27 protein-coding genes and 2 pseudogenes are annotated in these 25,872 nt (G+C 39.3%); 11 read left to right on the top strand and 18 right to left on the bottom strand.

All coding sequences use genetic code 11. The features are described from left to right. Positions 1-250, top strand: a 250-nt coding sequence (locus GR160_RS18680) for a T9SS sorting signal type C domain-containing protein (RefSeq protein ID WP_160751427.1), incomplete at its 5' end; no start/stop codon positions are given. Positions 251-484: 234 nt separating this feature from the next. Here the strand turns inward: GR160_RS18680 and GR160_RS18675 are convergent. The 6 genes from GR160_RS18675 to GR160_RS18650 form a co-directional block, all read right to left on the bottom strand. Continuing rightward, entirely contained in the window at positions 485-874 is a 390-nt protein-coding gene (locus GR160_RS18675; RefSeq protein ID WP_160751426.1) for a hypothetical protein, read from the bottom strand. Positions 875-886: 12 nt separating this feature from the next. Further along, positions 887-1,627, bottom strand: coding sequence for a hypothetical protein (locus GR160_RS18670; protein ID WP_160751425.1), 741 nt, complete (start codon positions 1,625-1,627; stop codon positions 887-889). Between the two features lie 132 nt (positions 1,628-1,759). Beyond that, complete coding sequence (locus GR160_RS18665; protein WP_160751424.1) at positions 1,760-2,521, bottom strand: LytTR family DNA-binding domain-containing protein; 762 nt, start codon at positions 2,519-2,521, stop codon at positions 1,760-1,762. Continuing rightward, positions 2,518-3,549 (bottom strand): sensor histidine kinase, encoded by a 1,032-nt coding sequence (locus tag GR160_RS18660; protein ID WP_160751423.1) that lies wholly within the window; start codon positions 3,547-3,549, stop codon positions 2,518-2,520. The genes GR160_RS18665 and GR160_RS18660 overlap by 4 nt, the downstream gene beginning before the upstream one ends. A gap of 130 nt (positions 3,550-3,679) precedes the next feature. After that, on the bottom strand, positions 3,680-4,060 hold the full coding sequence (locus tag GR160_RS18655) for a hypothetical protein (protein ID WP_160751422.1): 381 nt from the start codon (positions 4,058-4,060) through the stop codon (positions 3,680-3,682). Between the two features lie 87 nt (positions 4,061-4,147). Continuing rightward, positions 4,148-5,731 carry an FMN-binding glutamate synthase family protein gene (locus GR160_RS18650; RefSeq protein WP_160751421.1) on the bottom strand — a complete coding sequence of 528 codons (1,584 nt, stop codon included), beginning with the start codon at positions 5,729-5,731 and terminating at the stop codon, positions 4,148-4,150. Positions 5,732-6,003: 272 nt separating this feature from the next. Between GR160_RS18650 and GR160_RS18645 the strand changes: the two genes are divergently transcribed. Next, entirely contained in the window at positions 6,004-6,492 is a 489-nt protein-coding gene (locus GR160_RS18645) for a hypothetical protein (RefSeq protein WP_160751420.1), read from the top strand. 183 nt (positions 6,493-6,675) lie between these two features. After that, positions 6,676-7,146 carry a hypothetical protein gene (locus GR160_RS18640; protein WP_160751419.1) on the top strand — a complete coding sequence of 157 codons (471 nt, stop codon included), beginning with the start codon at positions 6,676-6,678 and terminating at the stop codon, positions 7,144-7,146. Positions 7,147-7,229: 83 nt separating this feature from the next. On the opposite strand, the gene GR160_RS18635 is transcribed toward GR160_RS18640, so the two are convergent. The 6 genes from GR160_RS18635 to GR160_RS18610 all read right to left on the bottom strand — a co-directional run bounded on the left by GR160_RS18635 (position 7,230) and on the right by GR160_RS18610 (position 13,298). Further along, positions 7,230-8,426 carry an aminopeptidase C gene (locus tag GR160_RS18635; RefSeq protein WP_160751418.1) on the bottom strand — a complete coding sequence of 399 codons (1,197 nt, stop codon included), beginning with the start codon at positions 8,424-8,426 and terminating at the stop codon, positions 7,230-7,232. 136 nt (positions 8,427-8,562) lie between these two features. After that, positions 8,563-9,003: a VOC family protein gene (locus tag GR160_RS18630; protein WP_160751417.1), complete on the bottom strand. Its 441-nt coding sequence runs from the start codon at positions 9,001-9,003 to the stop codon at positions 8,563-8,565. A gap of 4 nt (positions 9,004-9,007) precedes the next feature. Then, entirely contained in the window at positions 9,008-9,541 is a 534-nt protein-coding gene (locus GR160_RS18625) for a DUF4199 domain-containing protein (protein WP_160751416.1), read from the bottom strand. 113 nt (positions 9,542-9,654) lie between these two features. After that, positions 9,655-10,134, bottom strand: coding sequence for a response regulator transcription factor (locus GR160_RS18620; protein WP_160751415.1), 480 nt, complete (start codon positions 10,132-10,134; stop codon positions 9,655-9,657). A 9-nt stretch (positions 10,135-10,143) separates the two neighbouring features. Continuing rightward, on the bottom strand, positions 10,144-11,187 hold the full coding sequence (locus GR160_RS18615; RefSeq protein ID WP_160751414.1) for a nucleoside hydrolase: 1,044 nt from the start codon (positions 11,185-11,187) through the stop codon (positions 10,144-10,146). Between the two features lie 209 nt (positions 11,188-11,396). Beyond that, positions 11,397-13,298, bottom strand: a complete 1,902-nt coding sequence (locus GR160_RS18610; RefSeq protein WP_160751413.1) for a S9 family peptidase — start codon at positions 13,296-13,298, stop codon at positions 11,397-11,399. A 264-nt stretch (positions 13,299-13,562) separates the two neighbouring features. Here GR160_RS18610 and GR160_RS18605 point away from each other — a divergent pair, with 264 nt between their 5' ends. From GR160_RS18605 to GR160_RS18585, 5 genes are all read left to right on the top strand, one after another. Then, complete coding sequence (locus GR160_RS18605) at positions 13,563-14,789, top strand: dicarboxylate/amino acid:cation symporter (RefSeq protein ID WP_160751412.1); 1,227 nt, start codon at positions 13,563-13,565, stop codon at positions 14,787-14,789. Between the two features lie 28 nt (positions 14,790-14,817). Then, on the top strand, positions 14,818-15,546 hold the full coding sequence (locus GR160_RS18600; protein WP_160751411.1) for a DedA family protein: 729 nt from the start codon (positions 14,818-14,820) through the stop codon (positions 15,544-15,546). Then, positions 15,547-16,671 (top strand): FAD-binding oxidoreductase, encoded by a 1,125-nt coding sequence (locus GR160_RS18595; protein WP_160751410.1) that lies wholly within the window; start codon positions 15,547-15,549, stop codon positions 16,669-16,671. It abuts the gene before it with no gap. Positions 16,672-16,702: 31 nt separating this feature from the next. Beyond that, complete coding sequence (locus tag GR160_RS18590; RefSeq protein WP_160751409.1) at positions 16,703-17,476, top strand: AraC family transcriptional regulator; 774 nt, start codon at positions 16,703-16,705, stop codon at positions 17,474-17,476. 72 nt (positions 17,477-17,548) lie between these two features. Further along, entirely contained in the window at positions 17,549-19,000 is a 1,452-nt protein-coding gene (locus GR160_RS18585; protein WP_160751408.1) for a S41 family peptidase, read from the top strand. Between the two features lie 45 nt (positions 19,001-19,045). Here the strand turns inward: GR160_RS18585 and GR160_RS19465 are convergent. Both GR160_RS19465 and GR160_RS18575 read right to left on the bottom strand, forming a co-directional pair. Next, a pseudogene (locus GR160_RS19465) lies at positions 19,046-19,321 on the bottom strand (ORF6N domain-containing protein); the annotation flags it as partial. Further along, positions 19,321-19,827: pseudogene (locus GR160_RS18575) on the bottom strand (RteC domain-containing protein); the annotation flags it as partial. The pseudogenes GR160_RS18575 and GR160_RS19465, both read right to left, overlap by 1 nt. Before the next feature lie 93 nt (positions 19,828-19,920). Here GR160_RS18575 and GR160_RS18570 point away from each other — a divergent pair. The 3 genes from GR160_RS18570 to GR160_RS18560 all read left to right on the top strand — a co-directional run bounded on the left by GR160_RS18570 (position 19,921) and on the right by GR160_RS18560 (position 21,810). Beyond that, complete coding sequence (locus tag GR160_RS18570; RefSeq protein ID WP_160751407.1) at positions 19,921-20,112, top strand: transcriptional regulator; 192 nt, start codon at positions 19,921-19,923, stop codon at positions 20,110-20,112. A 67-nt stretch (positions 20,113-20,179) separates the two neighbouring features. Further along, the gene (gene mtgA / locus GR160_RS18565) at positions 20,180-20,857 is read left to right on the top strand and encodes a monofunctional biosynthetic peptidoglycan transglycosylase (RefSeq protein WP_160751406.1); all 678 of its coding nucleotides are present in this window, start codon (positions 20,180-20,182) and stop codon (positions 20,855-20,857) included. A 2-nt stretch (positions 20,858-20,859) separates the two neighbouring features. Continuing rightward, entirely contained in the window at positions 20,860-21,810 is a 951-nt protein-coding gene (locus GR160_RS18560; protein WP_160751405.1) for a lipid A deacylase LpxR family protein, read from the top strand. A gap of 74 nt (positions 21,811-21,884) precedes the next feature. Here the strand turns inward: GR160_RS18560 and GR160_RS18555 are convergent, their stop codons facing one another. The 4 genes from GR160_RS18555 to GR160_RS18540 all read right to left on the bottom strand — a co-directional run bounded on the left by GR160_RS18555 (position 21,885) and on the right by GR160_RS18540 (position 25,853). Continuing rightward, positions 21,885-23,999, bottom strand: coding sequence for a prolyl oligopeptidase family protein (locus tag GR160_RS18555; RefSeq protein ID WP_160751404.1), 2,115 nt, complete (start codon positions 23,997-23,999; stop codon positions 21,885-21,887). A gap of 44 nt (positions 24,000-24,043) precedes the next feature. Next, complete coding sequence (locus GR160_RS18550; RefSeq protein ID WP_160751403.1) at positions 24,044-24,421, bottom strand: DoxX family membrane protein; 378 nt, start codon at positions 24,419-24,421, stop codon at positions 24,044-24,046. Positions 24,422-24,558: 137 nt separating this feature from the next. Then, entirely contained in the window at positions 24,559-25,041 is a 483-nt protein-coding gene (locus GR160_RS18545; RefSeq protein ID WP_160751402.1) for a DUF4625 domain-containing protein, read from the bottom strand. A 47-nt stretch (positions 25,042-25,088) separates the two neighbouring features. Then, on the bottom strand, positions 25,089-25,853 hold the full coding sequence (locus tag GR160_RS18540; RefSeq protein ID WP_160751401.1) for a DUF4625 domain-containing protein: 765 nt from the start codon (positions 25,851-25,853) through the stop codon (positions 25,089-25,091). Positions 25,854-25,872 lie beyond the last annotated feature (19 nt).

The raw sequence follows: 25,872 nt of genomic DNA, 5'->3' as shown, positions 1-25,872 counted from the left end.
CGGCAACAACCCAAGCCTTGATGCACAAAGCGTGGTAGTGTTTAAACAGGGTACAGCCATAAACATCAAAACACCGGGTGCGGTAATGAGCAGTGTTGCCATCTATGACACCCGCGGCAGGCAGGTGTACCAAAGGGGTGGCATCAATGCCCCAGAAACCGTTATAAGCGGATTACAGGTAGAGCAGCAGGTGCTGATCCTTGAGATCGCTACCGAGAAGGGAAGCGTAAGCAAGAGGATCGTGTTCTAAGCAGATACAGACACTTGTTTTATACATATAAGAATCCTTGGATGGTAAAAAACATCCGGGGATCTTTTTTTGTGGGATGATGGGAAGCCCGCCCTGCCGGAAAGCATCACCCATGGGCGTTAGCCCCCGGGAGCAGCGGTATCCTTTTTTGGAAAGGTAAAAGGTACATTGAATGGCGGAGGGCGAACATAATAAACAAACATTTAATTGGCTTCTCCTGATAGTGCTGATTGGTTATTGTTTTTTGGCTGCTTTCTTTTCCTGCATTCGGGTTTTGATCATTTCCCGGTTTTCTTTTTTCATATCAAGATATGCGGTGTATTGTGTGGAAGAAAGCAGTGGTTTTATTTTAGCGTCTCTGGTCTCTCCAAGAGCTTTTAGGGCTTTTGCTTTTTGAAGTTTTCCTTCACCTGAGTTTTTCAGGGCTTTGGCCTGGGTTAAAAAATCATGGTTAATGGTATAGATACTTTTATACTGGCTTTCGTTTAGCTCCAGTTTGGTTTTCATATTGTCTGTAAGAGCGGTGGCTGCTTCGCCGATATTGTCCTGTGCAGTTGCACAAGCTGTAAATGTCAGGGTTACTAAGAGTATAAAATATAGTTTCTTTGCAATGAATTTTGTCATGATGAATAGGGATTAGAGGTTAATAGTATAGATCGTTCCATTTAATGTTAGAGTTGCGGTATTGTTGGTGTTAAAAGTAATGCTGCCACTGTAGTTGTAGCTGTTGCCGCCTGATCCTGTACCTGCAAATGTAACAGATGCAGTACCACTTTGTATTTGTCGAGTGGATTTATTTACTGTAATGGCATTGACGGTGTAAGTGAGAACACTATTAAAATTGCGTCTTTGCCTTATTTTGCTTTCCTGATAGCCGTTACGTACATAACTGCCATTAAAAACCGCAAGTGTTTGAGTAGGAGAGAGGCCGCTTATGGTTAGTGCACTCTCTGAACTGTCGTTTGAATACATTCGTGGGGTGTCGTAGGTTCCCTGAAGGGCTGTGTTATATTGAAATTCTGAAGGCTCATTGTCCAGGCAGTGCAGTGTGTAATTTCTTGAGCCAGAATAATTGTAAGTGTAGACCGATTGTGATGCCGCAGCGTTGTATGAACCAGTGTATTGGCGGTTGCAGTCTAAATTGGCGTTGGTGGTATATACTGCCTCGGTGGCAGCAAGTGCCGATGCATCGGTCATGGTTTTTGCAAGCCCGTTTGTTTGAGAAGTTACAGATGCCGATATGGCTTCGGCAGCATCTTCCTGGGTTATTGCCGATAATGAGGAAGCATCATCATTATTGCAGGCAACAGTTAGTGCCAACAGCATTATGCCGCAAAAAGGCAATGCTGTTTTTTTGATGGTTTTTACATTTAACATAACTACGTTTTTTATTGATTTATTTATTGTCAAATGTAGCTTGCCTGATCTTTGTTTTTAATAAAACCAATGCGATCGGGACATTTTGTATTATGAATGGGACACCAGTGTGAATGGACGAATTGTGTGGTTTTATTGCCCCATCCATTTTATAAAAGCCGGGGTACGGGCTTTGCTTACAACAATGGGTGCAGGGGTTTTTAAGGCTGTTTTTATCAGAAGCCTGCGTGAGAAATAATGTTCGGCAACTTCGATAGTTTTGCGGTTTACAATATATTGGCGATTAACTTTAAAAAATACATCCGGATTCATCATGTTTTCAAGTTCGTCGAGAGTGTGGTTTACATTATAATGACTGTTACCCATTGTGTAAAGAGCCACTATGCCATTCTCCGAATGGGCAAATGCTACATCTTCAAGTTTAAGAGGTATTATTTTATCGCGGTGATGTATGAGCAGGCTTGTTTTGTATGGTGCGGTTAAATGATTAAGTGTGGCCTGTAAACGGTTTTGGTAATTGGTTGCCGAAGAAAACAGAGAGGAAAGGTTATTGTATTTTGCAAGTGCCTGATCGAGCTTAATCTGCTCTATGGGTTTTAACAGATAGTCTATTCCGTTGGACTCAAAGGCCTGTATGGCATATTCATCAAAAGCAGTACAAAAAATTACGGGCACTATGGTTTGCACCTGCCTGAAAATTTCGAAGCTTAATCCATCGGCTAACTGTATATCGCTAAAAATGAGGTTCACACTGTTTGTACCCAGCCATTGTACTGCCGTTCTTACCGATGCAACAGTGTGCACTACTTTAAAACCTGCATTGGCTTGTTCTATGAGGGTTTTAATTTGCCGGGCAGTTTTTATTTCATCTTCTATAATTAAAACTGTTGTCATGCTATGAGTGGTAGTTTTACTATAAAGTTACTGTTGTTTTTTTGAATGCTAATACTGTTTTGAGAAAGGAGCTTGTAGCGTTCGTTAATATTGTGAAGGCCAATGCCGGTACTGCTGCCACTATTGTAAGGTTTAGGATTGAAGTTGTTTGATACCACAATAAAATTATCCTGGGTAAAGATGTTTATTTGCAGAGGTTCTTCTGCTAAGAGTATGTTATGCTTTATGGCATTTTCTATGAGCAGTTGTAAAGATGCTGAAGGTATTTTTTTAGTCAGATGGTTGGGGGCAATAGTAATGTTTACCTGTAAAGCATCTTCAAAACGTTCTTTAAGTATGTAGAGGTATGACTCTATAAATGCCATTTCGTCTGTTAATGTTGCCAGATGATTGGTATTGCTGTTAAGCAAATACCGATAAATGTTTGAAAGTTGCACAATGTAGCGGTGCACATTTTCATCGGCAGTGAGTGTGTTTAGGATGCCCAGCGAGTTAAATAAAAAATGAGGGCTTAATTGCTGTTTGAGTATAAAAAGGCGTGCCTCCAGATTTTCGTGCTTTAGTATTTCGTTTTCGAGCAGTGACTTTTGATTTTTAGCCGAAAGAAAGAACACGTATGATAAAAAATAAAGGAATGCGTTTACAAAAGTGCCCCTAACAAGAACCATGCGCAGCATTGCCCTTTTTCCTTTGAGCTCCCTGAAAAAGAAAAAGGTTTGTGTGGTTACATGTTTCCTGAAAAGAAAAATCAGAATGAAAGACAATAAAAGGCTTGCCGCAAAGCTGAGAGTTATTTTTATTAATTGTCCTGTTATACCATGAGGTATGCGACCTGATTGTACCAAACGCTGATTGATGAGCCAGCACGCAACCGAGAAAATAAAAATAAGCAATACATTGACAAAAAAGGTGGCTGTAGTAGGCGAAGCATCCTGAGCCATGCGCGGAATAAAGGCAAGCAGGGCAATAAACACCGAAATGATGCACCCTGTTTTTAAATGATAGTTTTTTATACTTTGTTCCTGCATCCTGCAAAGTTATTATTCTAATAATGTACTGGGTATATAATTATAATGAAACAGGCATTTATGCCAATGAGTGGGCAGCATTTTAAATCAACAGGCATAAAAAAACCGGAGGGTTAGCTCCGGTTGAATGTTATTTGGTTTTTTCGGGTAAAAGTTCTTTTAATCTTTTGGTATTTTCTGCCCTGTTAGCAATAAAGGTTTTGTACTGGTCTTTTGTAAGCACCGACTGTAATTTTTTATCCCTTTCTTCTTCATAAAGCTTTATTTTTTTTGCTTTGTCAAGCTTGCTAAGGCTGGTTTTTTCATTGTCTTTTGCTTTTTGCATAAAGGCACGATTGATTTCGTTAATCTTAGCACTTTGGCTTTCGTTTAAAGAAAGCTGTTCTTTCATATAATTATTTAGCGTTGCAAGGGCATCTTTATCCTGGGCGGCCACTGTAGTAGTGGTAAACATAAACAATAAAGCTGCTGCTGCAAGTATTGATTTTAAAGCCGTGATCTTTTTGGTCATTGTGCTGTTTTAATTTTATAGGTTAATGATCTATGCGTTACCTGCAAAAATATAAGATATTTTGGATTGACTGATATTGAAATTATTTTAAAAATGCTCAGCACTTGCTTTTTTCCAGAAATAGAACATATCTGTAGGAACAGAGTGTCCTTCAAGCATACAGCCCGGCACAGGCTCGGGGTAGGTTTGTTCGTATGTTTTTATGGTGGTGCGGTCTGTGCGCATACTCACTACGCTTCGGTCTACATCATCAGGGTGTGCAATGCCTGCCGACGCCATTAAATCCATAGCACTTTTTACTGTTTCGTGCTGAAAACGGTACACACGCACGCTTTTTTCTTCGGGAACCAAACCTTTAACCAATTGCGGATCCTGAGTGGCAACCCCGGTAGGGCAGGTGTTGTTGTGGCACTCCAAAGCCTGGATGCAGCCAAGGGCAAACATCATTCCGCGGGCAGAGTTACAAACGTCTGCACCAATAGAGAGTGCTTTTATAATGTCGAACCCTGTAATTATTTTTCCGCTGCAAATAATTTTAATTTCCTCTTTAATGCCATAGCCTACAAGGCAGTCGTACACAAAGGCAACGGCATCGCGAAGGGGCATACCCACGTGGTCGCTGTATTCCTGTGGGGCAGCACCGGTTCCGCCCTCACCACCATCTACAGTAATAAAATCAAAATAAGTGCGGGTTTGTACCATGGCTTTACAAATGGCAATAAATTCGTGCTTGTTGCCTATACAAATTTTCATTCCAATGGGTTTGCCGCCACTGCCTTTTCGCAGTAGTTTTATAAAGTCCATCAACTCTAAAGGGGTTGTAAAAGCAGAGTGGTAGGGCGGAGAAACAATATCGTGTCCTTTGCTTACCAAACGGATGTTAGATATTTCATCGGTCACTTTTTCTTTAGGCAATATACCGCCATGACCGGGTTTGGCACCCTGAGAGAATTTTATTTCTATCATTTTTACGCTGTCGAGCACGGCACGTTTGGAATATTCCTCATAGCTGAATTTTCCGTCTTTATCGCGGCAGCTAAAATAGCCCGTACCTATATTCCAAACCACATCGCCACCTTCCTGTAAATGGTAGGGCGATAGGCCACCCTCGCCAGTGTTGTGATAAAAGCCTCCCTGTTTGGCACCCCTGTTTAATGCTATTATGGCATTTTTACTCAACGACCCGTAGCTCATGGCACTGATGTTAAAAAGGCTGCTCATATAGGGCTGTGTGCACTGGGAAGAACCTATTTTAACCCTTGGTGAAAGATCTATCTGGCTAAAAGGAATGGCGCGAATGCTGTGGTTTATCCATTCATAGCCTTCGTTGTAAACATCGAGCTGGGTTCCAAAAGGCATAGTATCCGGATCTTTTTTGCTGCGTTGGTACACGAGGCTTCGTTGTAAACGGTTAAAAGGTTTACCATCAAGATCAGTTTCAAAAAAATACTGCCTCATTTCAGGGCCTATAGATTCTAAAAGATAGCGCATGCGCCCAAGCAGCGGAAAGTTGCGGCGTATTGTTTTTTTAGACTGGTACATATCATACAAACCCATTAAAATAAGTGGTAAAAATATGGCAAGCAGCAGTATGGATTTCCAGGTTATGTAAGTAAGCAGGGCTATAATAGCCAGTGATGTTATGCTGAAAACAATGAATATTTTTCTCATAATACAATTAACACGGCACAATTTGAGTGCAGCTATACAAAAATAAAGAATAGAGCCAATATTGGTCTATCGCCTATTCTAAAAGTTAGTTTTAACGGCTTATTTTGAATTGTTCTTTATAATATTGAGGTTCACAAAATGTTTGTTTTGTAAAATAATTGCCCTTAGTTGTTTGTTTTTAGCGGTTTATGTTAAGGAATCTTGTGAATATGTTAAGTTTTATTGCAGCGGAAAAAATACCTATATTTTTATGTTGCTATAAAATAAGAAAGATGAAAAATTTGCAACAACCCATTTTTGGTAATACCTGCGGCAAGCTTTATGAAGAATATATTGTTCTTGCTTCAGCTAACCGTGAAAAAACACTTCCCCTAAATTCTATAAAGTCAATTGCTTTAAGTAGCAGTATTTCGCTTAACAGCCTGCTTTTTATGTTACTCCCGTTAATGTTACTGTTATTACCCCAACTTATGGGTAAAGAAGACGGTGTTATTAAAATATCGTTTTATGTAATGGGATGCCTGTTTTTAGTTTTGAGCATAATTAAGGCACAGAGAAAATACAGGATAAAAATAATCACATCAAACGGAGGCGCTCTTAAGATCAGGGTTGCCCGGGAAAATTTAAAAGATGCACAAAAGTTTACGGCATCGGTGTCTAAACAGCTTTTAAAAAATGATGCAAAAAGCAAAGCTATACTTGCCGAAGAACGCCTTGCAAGTGCTGTTTTTTCTACGGCAAATGTTTTGCCCGGAAAATGAAATAGGATTACTCCTCGAACATATCTTCGCATTAAATATAACATAAGCTTTGTGTAGTGTTATAATAATTTATGATTAAGTTGTTGTTAGTTAAGGTTTTGAGTGTTTGATGTTGATGGAGTGTTAAAAAAATGTTTAGTTTTAATTTTTTTTCTTATTTTGTAGTACCCCAAAAATAATGAAATGAATACACAGGAAGTTCCTTTTTTTAGCAACAATTGCGGAAAGATCTACAAAAACAAAGTTGTTTTTGCATCGCACAAGCAGTTCATAGAGCCGCAAAACATTAAAAGCATATCGGTAGGCAGAGCCATTACAAATAGTGGTAAGTTTTTTACATTGCTGCCGTCGGTTTTTTTTATTATACCCTTTTTTGTGCACGAAGTATATGAAAAAATACTTTTTGCAGGTGCAGGCGTTGGCATAATGATATTGGCCTATACAATGTCCCAAAAATATACATATATAAACGTAGGCCTTATAAACGGTAAAATCCATCGTTTTAAAGTATGGGAGTCTTATGGAAAAGAAGCCCAAAAGTTTGTTAGCGAGACAAAAAAACTTATTGCCAGGAGGTCTCAGCCATTATTTACAGAAGATATGCAGGATGATGATATGGTTGTACAAAACCACGGAGTACCCGTTGTTAAATAAACAGATAGCATTTTACTTATAAAAAACAATCCCGGAGTTGTCAAAAACAGCTCCGGGATTATATTTTGCAATAAACAATAAAATTATTTAATGTTCATTTGTTTGGCAAGAGGGGCAGGTATGCCGCCTTTGTTTACCAATATTGCTGTGCTTTTATACTTTACATAGTTTTTGGTCATGTACAGGTATCCTTTGTAATCGTTACTTGCACCCCATGAGTTTTTAACTATGTAGTACTCTTTGCCGTTTTGGTCTTTGCTTACGCCTACAATGTGCATGCCGTGATCATCCTGAGTCTGGTAGTTGTCAAAAGCTTTCTGGCGCATATCTTCAGTAATGTCAAGTTCCGGTTGCGGCCCCCTGAAAATTCCTTCTTTTTCTTCGGCAGTCATTTCAGTAAATGGTTTTTTAGGTATGTAAGCCACACCGTTTTTCCAGCTAAAGCCTTTTTCGCTCACATCTCCGGCCCAGCCTACAGTATATCCTTTTTTAAGTGCATTGTCTATAATATCGGTAAGGTCGTTCATCTTTACATTATATATAAGATCAAGAGACCAGTTGTCCGGCACCATTAGTACCATTTTTTCATAGTAAGGATGATCGTTAAAAGACGATATCTCTACATACTCATCCGGGTTAATGCCTACAACTTCTTTAGCAAAAGTTTGTGGGGTATATTTTTTTCCTTTGTAGTCAAAAGTTTCTGGAACTGCACCAAGATAGCTGTCTAAAACGGCAGTGTAGGCTTTAACCCAGTTAGGGGTAAGTTCTCCGTTAGGATTTTTAACAACAGCGGCAAGCAGGCCTTCGTTTATGGCAGCCATTTCGGCAAATTTATTGTTTGCAGTGCCATAGTTAAGACCTGTGTACACACTTTGCGGCACAGCACCATACTGGCGATACATGTTTATAACGTCGTGCAGTGCACCACCATCTCCAAGTGTAATGGCACCATGCATGCGCACATAGTTTTTGCCTTTTTCTATATAAGCATTGCGTGCAGTATATATTTGAGAAAGCTCTACAGGCTGTTTGCCCATACGGATCATTTCTGACTCAAGGAATGAGTTCGCAGAGTAGCTCCAGCATGTGCCCGATGATCCCTGGTTTTTTACCGATGTATTATCAAGACTTAGAACGTCTTTAAAAATAAAAGAGTCTTTACTGTTTGCGCTCAGGTTTCCGTTAAGTGAGTTAACAAGGTTATCCTGTGCAAAAGCAGTAAGGCTGCCAAGCAAAAGTGCCGAGGCTACAAACGGCTTTATAGAAAATGTGTACATAATTGCAGTAGTTTTTAATTTATTCGTTTTGAGGTGCTAAAATACATAAAATTTACAAAACGATAACTATTGATGAACATTATACAGATATAACATGAATTGCACGAATTTTCATTAATTTAAGAGCATATGTTTTTTATCCCTCGCTTGTGTTATTACCTGCTTTAGCAGGTTCCCACAATTCTATCTTGTTGCCCTGAGTGTCTATTATATGCACAAACTTGCCATAATCATAGCTCGCAATATCATCAAGAACGGTAACGCCGTTTTGCTTAAGTTTTTCTACCAGCCCTTCAATATTCTGAACAGTGTAGTTAATCATGAACTCTTTTTTAGAAGGAGCAAAATAGCCGCTCTCTCTTTTAAAAGGAGCCCATTGCAGTGGTATTATTTCTTCGGGGTTGTTTATGTTCCTGTATTCAAAGCTCGATGTACCCCAGTCGTTAATGTCTATACCTAAATTTTTAGTGTACCACTCTTTTGTTTCGGCTGCATCGTCAGAATAAAAAAATATCCCTCCAATCCCGGTTACTTTTGGAGTAGTATTGTCATCAATTTCGTTTTGCTTATTGTCCATTGTTTTAAGAATTAGCGGTTTTCTTTTTCAAAATTAACGAACTTATAAGTGTTACAATTATGCCTACAGGTAAAATTTCCATATAGGTCATCAGTACATGAAAAAATGGGTTTTTAAGCATTTTAACCATACCTTCCATTTCTTTTGCCTGTTTGTCTAATTCTGCCTGGCCTGCACCGCTTGCCTTGAGCTGTTCGATTGAATGCGCAGCATATTTTTCCATAAAATCGGGCGCAAAAAAATGCGAATAAATAAGCCAGGTAACAACATAAAATGTAGAAGCTATTAAAGCAATTAAAAATCCTGTTTTAAATGCATTGCCAAAATTTATTACGCCACCATTGTATTTGTCTCTGTAATTACGGATGCCTGTAAATATGAGAGAAAAAGCGATAAGCATAGACGCATACCCAATAAGCATGCTTGTGTCATAATCTACATTGCCTTCGCAATAGCTAAAGTAATTCATGCTGATAAGCATCAAAGCAGCAACAATAACGCCTGCAATAACACCATAAATAAGAATAGTTTTTTTCATTGTTTAATGTTTTTAGAAAGAGCAAATATGGTCAATTACGATTGTTCTATCACTCATACTTTTGGCTGTTTATAGCGTTTTAAGGCAAGTTTCATACTAAAGTATGATTTTTCTTAAGCTATTATATTCAGCTTTTTTGCCTTATCCACGGCTTGGGTGCGCCTCTTTACCTCTAATTTTTCAAAAAGGTTTTGGTTATGGGTTTTAACGGTGCTTAGGGATACAAAAAGTCTCTCGGCAATTTCCTGATTGCTGAGCCCAGCTGCCAGTAAATCTAAAATTTCAAGTTCGCGTTTGCTTATATCGTGTTGGGCAATGGCCAATGCATCCGGCACAAATTTTTCGCGGTGGTTTGCCGGTATTTCTTTTTCTATTATAACAGTTTCTATTTTAGGCTTAGAGAGTTTCAGGGCAAGCCATATACCCAAAGCCGTAAAAATAATGGCTATGCAGCCTATATAAATTTCTAACGAATGATTAAAAATAATAAAACGGAGCTCCAGCCATTTAAGGAAGAATAACAAAATTGCTAAACAGATACTATACAATATCGTAGCCTTATTTTGCTGCCATATATTTTTAATGCCGGGCATCTGTTGTTTTTATTTTTTATTGAACAATGCAAGTTTAGCATAAAAATCCTGCATCATGAGGCGAATGTCTAATTTATTGTACACCCTGATATTCCTGCCCTTATGGTTTGTCATATACTGGCCTGCATCGTTTATTTTGGGTGCCTGAACAGTAACATAGCTGCTGGAAGATGGATCTGCCTCCCAACCCGACTGCAATGCGGTTAAGAGCACAAGCGGACTGTCGCCCAAAACATAAGCCTCGCCTAAATTATTGTTGGCTCTTTTTAAAAGATCTTCAATTCTTTCCACTAAAAACTTTCCGGTCCTGCCTTTATCACCAACTTCATGCAGCAGCTCGGCATAAGATACCAAAGCCTGCCTGTAAGCATCGCGCGGTATTTGCCAAATAGGCATATCAGAAGTATTAAAAACTACCTGTCCCGCTTTAAGGTCAATGCTCAGGTTATATTCAAACGCCTGATAATTGGGTGGGGGTACAGCCATTCCGGCATATTCAGGACCGCCTATCCATACTAATATTATCTTTTCGGCAATTTTTGGTTCTATCAGGTAGGCACTGGCAATATTAGTAAGTCCTGCACCGCAAAGTACATATAAAGGTAATTTGGTATCTGTACGCATAGCCTCACGCACAATAGCCTCGGCACCCTCAGATCTTATGGGTGTTTTAAGATCTGTCAACCCTGTATCGGCACCTTTGTAAACTATGGGGGAGTTTGGCAAAGCCATAGTTTTAAGCAATGCTTTTGCCTGTTCGCAGGCAAAGTCAGGATTTCCGGGCGCGCCATAAAAACCGCCTTTGTGCAGGTGGGAACCTATGATAGCTTCTACCTTTGCCGACGGCGAAAGCAGTTGGTGCGCCAGTTGAAACAAACCATCGGGGTCGCCACCAAAATCATTGTCTATAATAACCCTCATGCGGGTTGTGGTAAATTTGCTTACAGTTTCAGTGTATTTAGACTGTGCGCATAGCTGTAACCCAAAAAGTAAAGCCGTAGCAAACGCCGTAGCTTTACCGATATGTAATAATGTAAGTAACTTTTTAATCATTTTATTGAGGGTAAAGAGATTTACAGCAAGATTACAAAAAATACTATATCGTTTGATATAAAGAATTTTAAATTCTGCCATTAAATAAAAAACTCCGCATATAGCGGAGTAATATATTTTTAAGATAAAACATGTTTAACCTTTTTCAACAAAGCTAAAAGATCTGAGTGTAGCTCCTCCCTCTCCAAAGGAGAGGGTTGGGGAGAGGCTTACAACGTCTCTTTAAGCCATTTAAAATATTCACGTTGCCAAACCATGGCATTCTGCGGTTTCAGTACCCAGTGGTTCTCATCAGGGAAATAAAGGAAGCGGCTTTTTATACCTCGCAACTGCGCTGCCTGAAATGCTTCCTGCCCCTGCCCAATAGGTACACGGAAATCTTTGCCACCCTGAACAATAAGTATAGGGGTGTCCCACTTGTCTACAAAATTAACCGGGTTAAACTGCGAGTACGTTTTTTGGGCTGCGGCATTGTCTTTTTCCCAATAAGGGCCACCACTGTCCCAGTTGGTAAAGAAAACCTCTTCGGTAGTGCCATACATGCTTTGCAGATTAAACACCCCATCGTGTGCAATAAGGGTTTTAAAACGTTTGTTGTGTATGCCTGCAAGATAGAATACTGAGTATCCGCCATAGCTTGCACCCACGGCTGCAAGACGGCTTTTATCTACATACGGTTCTTTGGCTACATCATCAATAGCGCGAAGATAGTCGTTCATTACCTGTCCGCCCCAGTCTTTGCTAATGGCTTCGTTCCACTCCACACCGTGGCCGGGCATGCCCCTGCGGTTTGGTGCAACAACTATATATCCCTGTGCAGCCATAAGCTGGAAATTCCATCGGTACGAATAAAACTGCGTTAGCGCGCTTTGCGGCCCACCCTGGCAATACAATAGCGTTGGATATTTTTTCTTAGCATCAAAGTTAGGTGGCAGGATTACCCAAACCAGCATTTTTTTGCCATCGGTAGTAGTAACGTAGCGTTTTTCGGTTTTGCTCAATGCAAGGGTTTTATAGGTAGCGTCGTTAACGGTTGTTAGCTGTTTCCACGATTTCTTTTTAAGGTCATAGCTGTAAATCTCAGAAGCGTGGTTAGTATCGGCACGTTCTACAATAATGCTGTTGCCGCTAAAACCAACAATGCCATTCACGTCCCAAAAGCCATCTGTAAGTTGTGTTACTTTTATTGCAATTTTTGTAAGTCCCGGAAAGTTTACTTCAAATAGTTGCTTGGTGCCATCAATAGGGGCAAGGAAATATACTTTTTTGCCATCGTTGCTCCATGTAAAGCTGTCAACGGTGCCATCCCATGCGGCAGTAAGGTTTATGGCGGTACCCTTATGTCGCACAATAATATCGTTTTTGTCGGCCTCATAGCCATCGCGTTTCATTTGCAGCCATGTCAGGTCGCCCTGTGGTGAAAATGCAGGGTAAGTATCATACCCGGGGTTGTTTGGGGTAAGGTTCGTGGTTTTTTTTGTAGCCAGATTATACTCATACAAATTAGTGTCGGTACTTGTGGCATAAGCAGTTCCGGCTTTCTTTTTACAAACGTAAATGATGCTTTTGCCATTTGGGCTCCACGTATAATCTTCCTCGCCGCCAAAAGGTTTTTGAGGAGAATCATAAGATTCGCCCTCCATAATATCTGTAAACTTGTCTTTGTCGTTTACAGGATGAAAACCCACATGGTTGTGGCTGCCGTCGTTCCAGGTGTCCCAGTGGCGGTAGTCAAGGCCGTCATAAATTTGCGCTGTGGTTTTATCAAGGTCGGTATAAATATCGTTGCCGTAAAATTTTTCTACTTTAACTTCTTTAGAAGTAAGTTGCAATTTGCCGTCAGCCGAAAGGTATTTATCCGCAAGCAGGTCTTTGATTTCTTTAACCTCGGTAGCGGTGCCCCCTGCAACGGGTATGGTATAAAATTTAGAGTCTGATTTATTCTCGGCCACATTGGGCGTAGATACTTTATATACAATAGATTTTCCGTCTTTAGATATGCCTACGGCACTCACGCGGCCAAGGCTCCAGAGCAACTCCGGGGTCATTGTTTGTTGCGCCGAGGCAGATAATCCCATAATGCTTAAAGTTAAAATAAGTATGCGTTTCATTTAAATAAAATTTGAAGCCTTAAAAGTAATCAAAATCTCAACATCGGTTTTATATAATTGCTGTTCTATGGTTAACAGAATACAGAGATGCTATTTTAAAGTATAGTTGCTTAGATTTTCTAACCTTTAGCTATAAATACATAGTAGCGTGCGTTAAGCAGCTGTTACCGAAACATGAAAATAAAAAAACAGCCTGTATAATAAAGTAAATAAACCTTTGTTTAAAAAAATATCAGTAATTTCACGCACTTAAAACAACTGTATTTGAAAAGCAATAATAAGATATTTATTTTTATCGTAGCAGGCCTGGTGCTGGGTGTAGCCCTTGGCGGACTTGTACATTACCAATATTCTGATAGTGCTGCTGCTTTTGCAAAAAATATAAAATTACTGGGTACTCTCTTTATACGCCTGGTACAAATGATCATTGCTCCGCTTGTTTTTAGTACCCTTGTGGTGGGTATTGCAAAAATGGGCGATATAAAAATGGTGGGTCGTGTAGGCGGCAAAGCCATGGCATGGTTTCTTTCGGCATCGTTCATGTCATTACTGTTGGGTATGGCACTTGTAAACTGGCTTAAACCCGGTAAGAACACCAGTGTTACAATGGAGAGCGTTGCTCCCGCAACAGATTTGGTAAGTAATACAGGCTCTTTTTCCCTAGAAAATTTTGTTATCCATATAGTGCCCAAAAGCCTTTTTGAAGCTTTGGCGACGAACGAAATATTACAGATAGTTATTTTTTCTATTATGTTTGGCATTGCCCTGTCTTCTTTGGGCGAAGTGGCAAAACCTGTTATACGCACGCTCGATACCATTGCACATGTGGTTTTAAAGATGGTGTCTTACATTATGTGGGTTGCACCACTGGGCGTTTTTGGTGCGGTGGCAGGTGCTGTAGCCATTTATGGCTTTGATATATGGAAACTGTATTACAATTATCTTACTGCTTTTGCGTTGGGTATACTGTCTTTATGGGTAGTGCTCCTTAGCGTGGGGTATCTTATATTGGGAAAAAAATTGCCTGCCCTGTTAAAAAGAATTGCAAGTCCGCTGCTTATAGCATTTTCTACTACAAGCAGCGAAGCCGTGTTCCCTAAACTTACAGAAGAGCTGGAACGTTTTGGCTGCGACCCTAAAATAGTATCGTTTACATTGCCTTTAGGATATTCTTTTAACCTGGATGGCAGCATGATGTACATGACTTTTGCCTCGCTTTTTATAGCCCAGGTTTACGGTATAGATATGCCTATAGAAAAACAGTTGTTAATGCTTTTGGTATTAATGCTTACCAGTAAAGGTATTGCGGGTGTGCCCAGGGCATCGCTTATAGTTGTGGTGGCTACCTGTGGCATGTTTGATATTCCTGCCGAAGGGATAGCGCTTATACTGCCCATAGACCACTTTTGCGATATGGCACGCACCGCTACAAATGTATTAGGAAATGCCCTTGCTACTACAGCGGTAGATAAATGGGAAACAAAAAATTGAATTAACTAAAAATAAATACACAAAAAAAATGGGCTTTCAGTGGACCGACTTGCTTAATCCGGAGTTTTATATTAACCTAAAAGTAGGTTCTGTGCCTATTGGCATATATGTAGTATTGTTTATTGTTTTTGCCGAAACAGGTCTTTTTGCAGGTTTTTTCCTGCCTGGCGACAGCCTTTTGTTCCTTGCAGGTATTTACAGCGAGTCGTTAATGGAAACCGTGGTAGATTTTGGCAGCGAGCACGTAAATGTGGTCATGCTATCGGTAATGGTGGCAATAGCAGGTATTATTGGTAACACTTTTGGTTACTGGTTTGGTTCTAAAAGCGGAACTTATCTATACACACGTAAAGACTCTTTTTGGTTTAAAAAGAAATACCTGATACAGTCTCAGGAGTTTTTTGAAAAGCATGGTGGCCGTGCCATTATTTTTGCGCGCTTTTTACCGATAATCCGTACGTTTGCACCCATAATTGCAGGTGTGGTGGGTATGAACAAACAAAGGTTCATGTTCTTTAATATCGTAAGCTCTTTTGCATGGGCATTTGCCTTAATACTTGCAGGACACTACCTTTCTACATTGTTTATGACCCAGTTTAATATAGATCTTAAACACTACATAGAATATATAATCATCATCATTGTATTAATGACAACTGTGCCGCTTATTCTTAATGCCATTAAAGGCAATAAAGTAACCGAAGAGGAAGCAGTTGATGAGGCTAATGATGACGAAACCAACATAATGCCGCGATAAATGCAACTTAGCTGGTGGGAAATAAACAGTTGGTTTGCCAATGTAGATTATACCATTGTAGGCAGTGGCATAACCGGGTTGCATACTGCATTGCGCCTGCGCGAGCGCTTCCCTGCCAGTAAAATACTTATTATAGAAAAAGGGCCTTTGCCTCAGGGAGCCAGCACCAAAAATGCTGGCTTTGCCTGTTTTGGCAGCCTCTCAGAAATTATAGACGACCTTAATTTTCATAACGAAGAAGAGGTAATATCGCTCATACAAAAACGTTGGGAAGGTTTAAAGCTTTTGCGCAAACGCCTTGGCGATGAGATAATCGATTTTAAGCCCTACGGAGGTTATGAGTTATTTTTAAACAGCGATACAGAAGGTTTTGAAAACTGCCTGCGCCGTCTGTCTTTTGTAAACGATGTACTGCGACCGCTTTTTAAAGCCGATGTTTTTGCTAAAGAAACCGATAGGTTTGGCTTTAAAGACACCCAGGATTATTTGATATTCAATCCGTTTGAAGGGCAGATAGATACAGGACGCATGATGCAGGCTTTGCTTAAAGAGGCCATAGCCAATAACATTTTGATATTGAACAGCCAAACGGTTACTGCCTGCCATGAAAAAAGTGATGGCGTTGAGGTTAGCCTTGGTGATTTTTCTTTTACTACAAAAAAACTGCTGTTTGCCACTAACGGTTTTGCCGAAAGCCTAACGGGAGGCGAAGTAAAGCCGGCGCGGGCTCAGGTGCTCATAACAGAGCCCATACCCGGTCTTGATATTCGCGGTACATTTCACATAGACCGGGGGTATTATTACTTTAGGAATGTGGGCGACCGCATACTGTTTGGTGGAGCGCGCAACCTTGATTTTGAAGGTGAGAATACAACAAGTTTCGGCAACACGGCTATTATTCAAAACCAGCTCGAAAAATTATTGCGTGAAGTGATTTTACCCGATACCGATTTTACTGTTGCCCACCGCTGGAGTGGTATTATGGGTATGGGAGCCAGTAAATACCCCATTGTAAAACAACTGAGCAACCATGTATACTGCGGCGTGCGCCTTGGAGGTATGGGGATTGCCATAGGCAGTATAATAGGGCAGGATTTGGCGGATTTGTCTATTCAGGTAGATTAATTTGTATTTTTGTACTTTATATATTGTAAGATTGACAAAAGTACAAGACATCAGTTTCATTTCCATAGAAAATCAGAAATGTGATTTTCCAAAACATTTCCACGAAACCTTCTGCATATCATTGATAAAAAGAGGAATTGAAAAAATAGAATTGGAAAACGAATTTTTATATAGCAATGAAAATTGTATTTCAATAACTAATCCTTATGAAATACACGCTAATCCGATTGTTGACAAGGATATAGAAGTTTGTTTTGACACTATTTATATTTCAACGGAGTTAATGTCATACATACTTAAAAAACGTGAAATAGAATTCTCTTCAAGACAAATTCAAAACAGCCAAATCAATAAATCATTTGTTCAAGTATTTGAGTATTTGAAATCAGAAAATATTAAGACGACAGAAACATCATTGAAAAAATTCATTTACCAAATTTTTCCATATTCCCAAATCGTTAAAGAAAATAGTCAATCACCTCTTCAATCAGAATATTTATCCGAACTTATCACTTTTATAGAACATAATTTGGATAATAAAATTTACTTAAATGAATTGGCAAAAATTGCGCATCTTAATAAATTCTCTTTTTCCAAGAAATTCAAATCACTAACAGGAATGACACCGATGAGCTATGTGTTGATGAAAAAAGTATTTTCTGCAAAAAATCAATTTACTACCGATTGCGACATTACAGATATTGCTTATTCATACAATTTTGCCGATGTTGCCCATTTCTCACACGCTTTCAAAAAATATGTGGGAATATCCCCAAAAGAATACAGAACTCAACTAAAAAAATAAATACCAATTTTTTACAAGTCTGTTATTTAATGTCCTTCTATATTTGGCTCTTAACTTTATAAGAGAATTTGAATGAAAAAATTAATTTCAGGTCTTGTATCATTATTCATCTCTTTCGGGTGTATCGCACAAGAAAAATTACCAACAGAAAAACTTATTGAAGACTATGATATTTTTCAAAGCATTTTTGAAAAAGCCAATGCAGGACTTTACAAATATCATTTAAAAAAAGAAATTGATAGTGCATTTTCTACAAACAGAAAACTGATAAATAATAAAACTACTTATAGAGAATTTTACAACATCATTTGGAATGTAATTGATTATACAGGAAGTTCTCATAATAGATTGACTTATCCTGATTCTTTTGATAAAGCTCTAAGTAAGCAAAAAATATTCTTTCCTATTCCGCTCAAATATTTGAATGGTAAACTTTATTCAATTTCTGATAGTGTACAAATTCCGTTAGGAAGTGAAATTTTATCTGTCAATAAAATTAATGCTGAACAGTTCTCAAAAGGCGTATCAAAATATATGAGTACAGATGGTCATAACCTTACAGGAAAATACGCTTTTCTTGAAACAGATTGGTTGCCGTTCTACGTTTATCTTGCTTATGGAGAGCAAACTGATTTTATCATTGAATATAAAAAAGACAATATCGTAAAAACCGCAACATTAAAAGCAGTTGATTATAAAACTACAATCATCAATTATAAAAAGAGATTCGTATCGACTTACGAGAAAGAAAATCAACAAGAATATTCCTTTAAATACCTCAGTAATAAAACAGGATTACTAAACGTAAATACATTTGCTTTAGGAGGTGCAAAAAGTGAAGGACATAAAAAATATGCTTCGTTTCTTGATTCTGTTTTTGTTGAATTAAAAAATCGAAATATAGAAAACCTTATTGTAGATGTCAGACAAAATGGTGGAGGAAATGACCCGAATGATTTAATACTTTATTCATATCTAACCAAAAGAAATTTCAGAGAAAATTTGTCGGCTTTTACACTTTTTAATAGCGTTCCTTTAAAACAATATTTTGTAGAAGAAGAAAAGGACGAAATCCGAGATTTGGAAAAAGAATTAAAAGAAGAACATAGCATTTTTAAAAACGGAGAATTCTATCAAAACGATACTTTCAATAAAGTGTGGCAACCTAATCCTAATGCGTTCAAGGGAAAGGTTTATCTTTTAATCAGTCCTTTCGTAGCTTCGGCAGGTTCGCTATTTGCAAGTATGGTAAAAAGCGATGATAATTCTGTAGTAATTGGGGAAGAAACTTTGGGAGGATATTACGGACATACAGGACATATACCAATTACTTACAGATTACCAAATTCAGGACTTTTAATAACTTTCTCTATCGTTGATTTGGAACAAGATGTTCAAGAACTTCCAGACCAAAAATATGGAGATGGCGTAAAACCTGATTACAAAATTGAGCCAACAATTAAAGATTATATAAAAGGCAAAGACGTTGTATTAGATTTTGCAAAACAACTGACTGAAAAATAAAAGCATCTAACCCATAAATAAATCCTCCATACTCGGAGGGTTTTATTATTTATTCAAGATTTGAAGCATCCTACCGACTTCAATATCCATTCTCGAAAAAGCAGACCATTTTTTGCCCAGGTCTTTGAGTGATGCCCCGATGTGGTAAAGTTCCGTCCCATCAATGATTAAAAATCGGTCGTGAGCATCGGAGAAAATATCAATCCGTGGATATTGGCTGTTGTATCGTTGTAAATCTAATCTTAACTGATCGTTGATGCTTTTGGTATAGATAATTGCAGTTACATTATCATCACGTTTGCCCAATAAGGTCAGTACCGTAAGGGCGTTCGGAACAGCACTTGGAAAATCAAAGCCAATTTTCGGATACCGATTTTTCCGTAGGCAATGGATTTCGAGGCGTAAAGAGCGTATATCAATTCGATAAGCGCATTTTGAGAATTGGTCTACGAAATATCCTTGTTCACTTCCAGATCCTGTAGAATCGTATCGGGATTTTCTTCAGGGTTCATTTTGGTAAGCATATAAGTGTAAAGTAATTCGTTGGCTATAATATGGGTTATCTTGTTATCATAATAGGTTGAGAAACTGAAGTCAATTTCAACGACACCGCTCTTTAACTCATTGCGGTAATTGATTTGCCCGAGTTTGAAATAAATATGGTCGCGGTCTTTCCTGCCTGCACGGTAGTACCTATAAAAATCCTCATTGCAGATACTTTCCTTATATTCTGATTTGAGGTTTTTTAGTAGGTTCTCATAATAGTTTTGGTGTATTTTTCCATTGCTGACCGGGCAGGTTGTTTCGATGCGAAATACCTTATTATAAGTATTGAGTTCCTCAAATTCTTTTTTCCCTTTTAAACCACACCACATTAAAATGTATGCCATAACTTTGAATCAAAATTAAAACACGCATTTATGAGCCTTCAGCCAATAACCAACGAAGAAGAATACCAAAAAGCAACAGCACGTATAATAGAATTGTTTAATGCTGAACCCGGGACTGCCGAAGAGGAAGAACTGGAACAATTATTGGAACTGGTTTCTGATTATGAAGGCGAATATGAGGATGGCGAAGACGATGACGATGAAGATGGGGAGGAAGAATAGTTTCCCCACAAATTCACTTTTTAGTAATCTCTAAATTCGTAATTTCGCATTTGCTAAGCCCTTTTGTATGGTTCAAAAAATACTCCGTTTTTTCTATAAAATTTTAATGTGGTTCGTAGTGCTGTCCGTGTTTGGAGTGGTAGTTTTTCGTTTTGTGCCTGTGCCATTTACGTGGCTTATGGTAACGCGTGCTTTTGAGCAAAAAGCCAATGGCGAAGAAATGCACAGCAGCCATGATTGGGTACCTATAGAACAAATTTCGCAAAACCTGCAAAAGGCCGTTATTGCCAGCGAAGACGATCGTTTTTTAATTCATCACGGTTTTAACTTCGATGCTATGTTCAAGGCATATAAAAATAATAGTAAAGGCAAGCGCATAAAAGGAGGGAGTACCATTAGCCAGCAAACAGCCAAGAATGTTTTTTTATGGCAGGGCAGAAGCTACGTGCGTAAAATATTAGAGGCTTATTTTACCGTGCTTATAGAGTTGCTTTGGAGCAAAGAGCGCATTATGGAGGTCTACCTTAACAGTATAGAAATGGGCGATGGTGTATATGGCGCACAGGCAGCCACGCAACACTGGTACAAAAAAGACTGTTCCAGCCTTACAAAAAGAGAAGCCGCCGGAATTGCAGCTATTTTGCCCAACCCCTTAAAGTTTAAGGCATTAAACTCTTCGGCTTATACAGAGAGACGCAAAAGCAGGATAGTAAAGCTAATGCGCTATGTAAAGCTTGAATATTAGTCATGAAATCTCTGTATTGGTTAATCCCTGCGTTATTGTGTACTGTTGTATGTACCTCCCAAAAACCAGCAGAGATAAGTATTATTAGCGATAACGATTCTTACACATCTCCCATAAACGACCAGTATTACACTAATGGTATTGAGTTTATTTATCGCTATTTGGGTAATTCAGATAACGAAGAAGTAGCTAAGAAAATAACCGAGTTTCGTGCAGGACAGTACATTTATAGTCCTCAGTCGGTTAGGGCAGAGGATATCAATATACACGACCGCCCTTTTGCAGGCTATCTTTTTACAGAAGCAGGGATAAACACATTTTATAGAAATGAAAGCGTATTAAAGCTTAATTTTCAGGTTGGGGTTATAGGTCCCGAAGCAATGGGCGAAGAGTTTCAGAAGGGGCTGCATAAAACATTAGGATTGCCCACTGTAAACGGCTGGCAATACCAAATACCCACTACGTTTGCTTTACAGGCTCAGGCGGTTTACTCGCACAAAGTACTGTCTGAAAAATATCATGAAAAAGTAGATTTTCATATACAGGGCGAGCTCAATGTGGGCACAGTGTGGATGGGTGCGTCTATAGGGCCCATGGCACGAATTAGCCTTAAAAGAAATCTTTTGCCCATGTATGACAGCGCGTTGCATAATGCGGAACTAAACTGCAATAAAGAATTATATAAAGAACAACGTGAACTATTTTTGTATATAAATCCTGTTATAAATTATCAAAGGTATGATGCCACAATGCAGGGCAGCATGTTTGCCGATACTAATCCTCCGGTTACGTTTCCTTTAATACCGTTCAGGTTTAATGCTGAGGTTGGGGTAAAGTACAGATATAATAACTGGACATACTCCTACTCTTTTAATTATCGGGGCAAAGAGCTCAGCAATCGTGTAATATCAGGTTACTATTACGGATCAATTATGTTGAGTTACAGATTATAAATGCCGCAGTCGCGGTTTACAGTTATTCCAATTAATCGGCTGCAACTGTAAACCGCGACTGCGGCTGTAAACTTTTATTTACCCGATTTAGGGGAAGCACCCATATTGTATAGCGTAAATGCCTGTAAGTCGGCATTCTCGGCAATAGTCTGTGCTACCGATTTTCCTGCTCCATGCCCTGCATTAACTTCTATACGGATTAAGACAGGTGCAGGCCCTGCCTGGTATTCCTGCAAAGTGGCTGCATACTTAAAGCTGTGTGCAGGAACCACACGGTCGTCATGATCGCCGGTAGTTATAAAGGTTGCAGGGTATTTAACATCTTTTTTAATGCTGTGTACCGGAGAATATTTTTTAAGGTATTCAAACATTTCTTTGCTGTCTTCAGATGTGCCGTAGTCGTATGCCCAGCCTGCACCTGCCGTAAAAGTGTGGTAGCGAAGCATATCCATAACGCCTACAGCCGGGAGTGCCACTTTAAATAGATCGGGGCGCTGTGTGGTAACGGCACCTACAAGTAAGCCTCCGTTTGAACCACCTCTTACCGCAAGATAATCGCCAGACGTATATTTTTTTTCAATCAAAAACTCGGCTGCGGCAATAAAGTCATCAAACACGTTTTGTTTTTGCAGTTTAGTACCTGCATCGTGCCATTTTTTGCCATATTCGCCACCACCACGCAGGTTTGCAACGGCATAGATGCCTCCGTTTTCTAACCACACGGCATTCGCAATGCTAAAGGCAGGGGTAAGGCTTACATTAAAACCGCCATAGGCATAAAGTATAGTTGGGTTAGTGCCGTTAAGCTTCGTACCTTTTTTATACGTAATTATCATAGGTACTTTTGTACCGTCTTTGCTGGTGTAAAATACCTGCTCAGATGTATAATCGTCGGAATTGAAATCAACATTGGGTTTTCTGTATACTGCCGATTTTCCTGTCTTTGGGTTAAAGGCAAAAATAGTGCCCGGTGTTGTATAGTTGGTAAAAGAGTAGTACAGTGTTTTTTCGTTCTTTTTGCCGCCAAAACCACCTGCGCTGCCAATGCCCGGCAGTTCTATGTTGCGCACCAGTTTGCCGCTATGGTCGTATTGTTTTATAGAACTTATGGCATCCTTTATATAATGTGCAAAAATATAGCCGCTTCCTGCACTGGCCGAAAGCACGTTCTCAGTTTCCGGAATAAGGTCTTTCCAGTTGGCCTGCTGAGGGTTTGCAGCATCTACGGTTACAATACGTGTATTGGGAGCCTTGTAGTTTGTAGATATGTATAGCGTAGAGCCCACATTGTCTATAATATGGCTGTCGCTGTCAAAGTTGTCGGCCATTGTAATTATAGGGCTTCCCGGTTTGCTCAGGTCCTGTATGTAAAGCTCGCCACCCGAAGAAGAGTTTGCTGCCGATATAATTAAAAAACGTTCATCTTCAGTAAGCATTCCGCCTATGTAACGCCTTTTTTTATCGTTGCCAAAAACCACCCTGTCTTCTTTTTGGGGTGCACCAAGCTTATGGTAGTATAGTTTGTGTTCGTCTGTTTTAGCCGATAGGAGGCTGCCGTCGGGCTTATCATAAGTAGAATAATAAAAGCCCTCGCTGCCTTTCCAGGCAATACCGCTAAATTTTACGTTCTCTATAGTTTCGCCTAAAGGTTTTTTGGTAATGGCATCCATCAGGATTATTTTACCCCAGTCGCTGCCGCCTTCGGATATCATGTAGGCAAGAAGTGTTCCTGTTTTGTTAAACTCTATGTTAGATAATGATGTGGTGCCGTCTTTACTAAATGTATTTGGGTCAAGAAAAACCTCTTCTTTGCCACTTTTGTCTTTTCGGTATAATACTGACTGGTTTTGCAGACCGTTGTTCTTAAAGTAATAGGTATAGCTGCCTTCGTTAAACGGAGCCGATATGCGCTCGTAGTTCCACAGCTTTTCTAAACGCGTTTTTATCGCATCCCTAAAAGGTATTTTTTTCAGATAGTTAAAAGTAACTTCATTTTCTGCTTTAACCCATGCTGCGGTTTCGGCACTGCGGTCGTCTTCCAGCCAGCGGTAAGGATCCGGTACTGTGGTTCCAAAATAATTATCTGTTACAGTACCTTTTTGTGTTTTTGGGTATGGTATATTCTGATTCATTTGTGCTGCCACGCCAAGGCCGGAAACCATAGCTAAGGTTACGATTGTTTTTTTCATTTGCATATTGTTGATTAAAACAAAAGTAACAAAAAATAAATGGTTTATTCGCTAAACAACGGCTTGTATTTTCGTCTGTGCTTGTATAGTAAAATACCATTAAGTGCCACCACCAGCAATGCCGCCCCTATGGCAGGAATGTCTAAAAACAAATGAAAAAGTAAAATATTAAGCGAAATGGGAACCAAAACCAATAGCGCAAAGGGTACATAAAGTTTTAAAATGAGCATTATCCCTATCATGATCTCTAAGATGGCAACTACAGTAAGTACATAGCCGGTGTCTGCAAGAGATTCCATAAAGCGGGCAGCTTCGGCAGGAGGTTGGGGTAGGGGGATGAAAGCGTAAATTTTATTGGTTCCGAATACAATAAGGATGAGTCCTAAAAGAATCCTGATGATTTTAGTAAACTGTGAATTCATAAGCACAAGTTTTGAGTTAATATCAAATTCTAAATCATTCCTAAATTTAATAATTTAATTTGTAATTTTTTAATGAAATTTTTATAAAATAAAAAATCCTTACCGCAGCAAGGATTTTTTACAATGATGAATTTAAATTATTCTATAATTTTAAAGCTTATGCCCCTCATAGTGGCCCAGCCCTGGGCATCGGTAAGTTGTATCATAAAATGATAATCGCCCGTATCTATATCAGCCGGAACAGTAATTTCCTGTTGCGCTGTAAACTCTTTCGAGTTGACAGGTATAGTAAATGTTAGTGTTTGCGTCCACGGGTTTACAGGTGTTTTTATGGCATCAAAAGGGCACGAATCTACTTCGGTATCATGCGAATGATGGTCGAAGTTGTTGTGAATGTTAATGCTGTAAGCACCCAAAGCCACATTGTCTGAGAACAGTGCTTTAAATGGTATAACACTACCTCTTCTTACCGTTGCGCAACTTGTTGGGAACGCGCCCGATATTGACGTGTCTATTGCAGGCTTAACATCATCTATAGATGATGATGAATCGTCGCTGCTGCATGAGTTTAATGCAAAGGCTGTCGCCATAATAAAGGCTGCAAATTTTATATTTTTCATAATCATTGTAAAATTTTGTGCGGAGGCTGTGCCTCCGCACAGGGTTATTATTCTATTTCAAGTTCATACTCTTCTGTATGCGAATGTCCTTCATCATCAGTCACAGTAATGTGAAAATGGTAATGACCTGTAGGCTGGTTTGTAGGTATGGCTATATGTTCGTGGAACTCAGCATTGGTTTGTCCGGCATAGTTAGTATATGTTTGCTCAATTTCAGGAGCTGTGGCATCACTTTCGTTATGTATCTCTACAACTACGGTGGCAATGGCATGTTCAGATGTTATTGTGCCTTCTACATGCATTTCTTCGCCAACATGCGTGTGAAAACTGCCGGCAGTGCCATGTCCAAGTTCGGTTATTTCGATAGCAATAGAACTATCGGTTTCAGCGGGAAGTATTTCAAGGTTAGATTCTGCCGTTTTTGTCTGGCCATTAGCATCAGTTACTGTTAGGTGAAGGTGGTAAATACCTGCAGGCTGTGTTGCAGGAATATCTACATGCTTATGGAATGTAGCATTGCGAAGCCCGTTGTAATCGCTGTAAGCTGCTGTAATTTCAGGAGCCGAAGCGTCGGTTTCGCTATGTATTTCTATAACCACATTTGCAATTTTTGCTTCTGCTAAAATTTCTGCTTCAAGGTGCAGGTCTTCGCCTGCATGCGCGTGTGGCGGAGTGCCCCCGTGGCCTACTTCGGTAAACTCTACCGTTAATGCGGCCACCGGTGCGGCATCATCGTCATTACTACATGAAGTTAATGAGGCGATTGCTATTAAAGAAAAAATTGCGGTTATTTTAGATATGTATTTTGTCATTTTTATGATTGTATTCTTA

This window comes from Flavobacterium sp. Sd200 (assembly GCF_009826935.1).
Classification (GTDB): Bacteria; Bacteroidota; Bacteroidia; order Flavobacteriales; family Flavobacteriaceae; genus Flavobacterium.
The sequence above is the reverse complement of the archived record's forward strand: the minus strand, read 5'-3'. Positions and strand labels throughout refer to the sequence as shown.

Coding starts and splice junctions, on each gene's coding strand:
- GR160_RS18675 (WP_160751426.1), bottom strand. CDS start 874: ATGACAAAATTCATTGCAAAGAAACTATATTTTATACTCTTAGTAACC.
- GR160_RS18670 (WP_160751425.1), bottom strand. CDS start 1,627: ATGTTAAATGTAAAAACCATCAAAAAAACAGCATTGCCTTTTTGCGGC.
- GR160_RS18665 (WP_160751424.1), bottom strand. CDS start 2,521: ATGACAACAGTTTTAATTATAGAAGATGAAATAAAAACTGCCCGGCAA.
- GR160_RS18660 (WP_160751423.1), bottom strand. CDS start 3,549: ATGCAGGAACAAAGTATAAAAAACTATCATTTAAAAACAGGGTGCATC.
- GR160_RS18655 (WP_160751422.1), bottom strand. CDS start 4,060: ATGACCAAAAAGATCACGGCTTTAAAATCAATACTTGCAGCAGCAGCT.
- GR160_RS18650 (WP_160751421.1), bottom strand. CDS start 5,731: ATGAGAAAAATATTCATTGTTTTCAGCATAACATCACTGGCTATTATA.
- GR160_RS18645 (WP_160751420.1), top strand. CDS start 6,004: ATGAAAAATTTGCAACAACCCATTTTTGGTAATACCTGCGGCAAGCTT.
- GR160_RS18640 (WP_160751419.1), top strand. CDS start 6,676: ATGAATACACAGGAAGTTCCTTTTTTTAGCAACAATTGCGGAAAGATC.
- GR160_RS18635 (WP_160751418.1), bottom strand. CDS start 8,426: ATGTACACATTTTCTATAAAGCCGTTTGTAGCCTCGGCACTTTTGCTT.
- GR160_RS18630 (WP_160751417.1), bottom strand. CDS start 9,003: ATGGACAATAAGCAAAACGAAATTGATGACAATACTACTCCAAAAGTA.
- GR160_RS18625 (WP_160751416.1), bottom strand. CDS start 9,541: ATGAAAAAAACTATTCTTATTTATGGTGTTATTGCAGGCGTTATTGTT.
- GR160_RS18620 (WP_160751415.1), bottom strand. CDS start 10,134: ATGCCCGGCATTAAAAATATATGGCAGCAAAATAAGGCTACGATATTG.
- GR160_RS18615 (WP_160751414.1), bottom strand. CDS start 11,187: ATGATTAAAAAGTTACTTACATTATTACATATCGGTAAAGCTACGGCG.
- GR160_RS18610 (WP_160751413.1), bottom strand. CDS start 13,298: ATGAAACGCATACTTATTTTAACTTTAAGCATTATGGGATTATCTGCC.
- GR160_RS18600 (WP_160751411.1), top strand. CDS start 14,818: ATGGGCTTTCAGTGGACCGACTTGCTTAATCCGGAGTTTTATATTAAC.
- GR160_RS18595 (WP_160751410.1), top strand. CDS start 15,547: ATGCAACTTAGCTGGTGGGAAATAAACAGTTGGTTTGCCAATGTAGAT.
- GR160_RS18585 (WP_160751408.1), top strand. CDS start 17,549: ATGAAAAAATTAATTTCAGGTCTTGTATCATTATTCATCTCTTTCGGG.
- GR160_RS18570 (WP_160751407.1), top strand. CDS start 19,921: ATGAGCCTTCAGCCAATAACCAACGAAGAAGAATACCAAAAAGCAACA.
- mtgA (WP_160751406.1), top strand. CDS start 20,180: ATGGTTCAAAAAATACTCCGTTTTTTCTATAAAATTTTAATGTGGTTC.
- GR160_RS18560 (WP_160751405.1), top strand. CDS start 20,860: ATGAAATCTCTGTATTGGTTAATCCCTGCGTTATTGTGTACTGTTGTA.
- GR160_RS18555 (WP_160751404.1), bottom strand. CDS start 23,999: ATGAAAAAAACAATCGTAACCTTAGCTATGGTTTCCGGCCTTGGCGTG.
- GR160_RS18550 (WP_160751403.1), bottom strand. CDS start 24,421: ATGAATTCACAGTTTACTAAAATCATCAGGATTCTTTTAGGACTCATC.
- GR160_RS18545 (WP_160751402.1), bottom strand. CDS start 25,041: ATGAAAAATATAAAATTTGCAGCCTTTATTATGGCGACAGCCTTTGCA.
- GR160_RS18540 (WP_160751401.1), bottom strand. CDS start 25,853: ATGACAAAATACATATCTAAAATAACCGCAATTTTTTCTTTAATAGCA.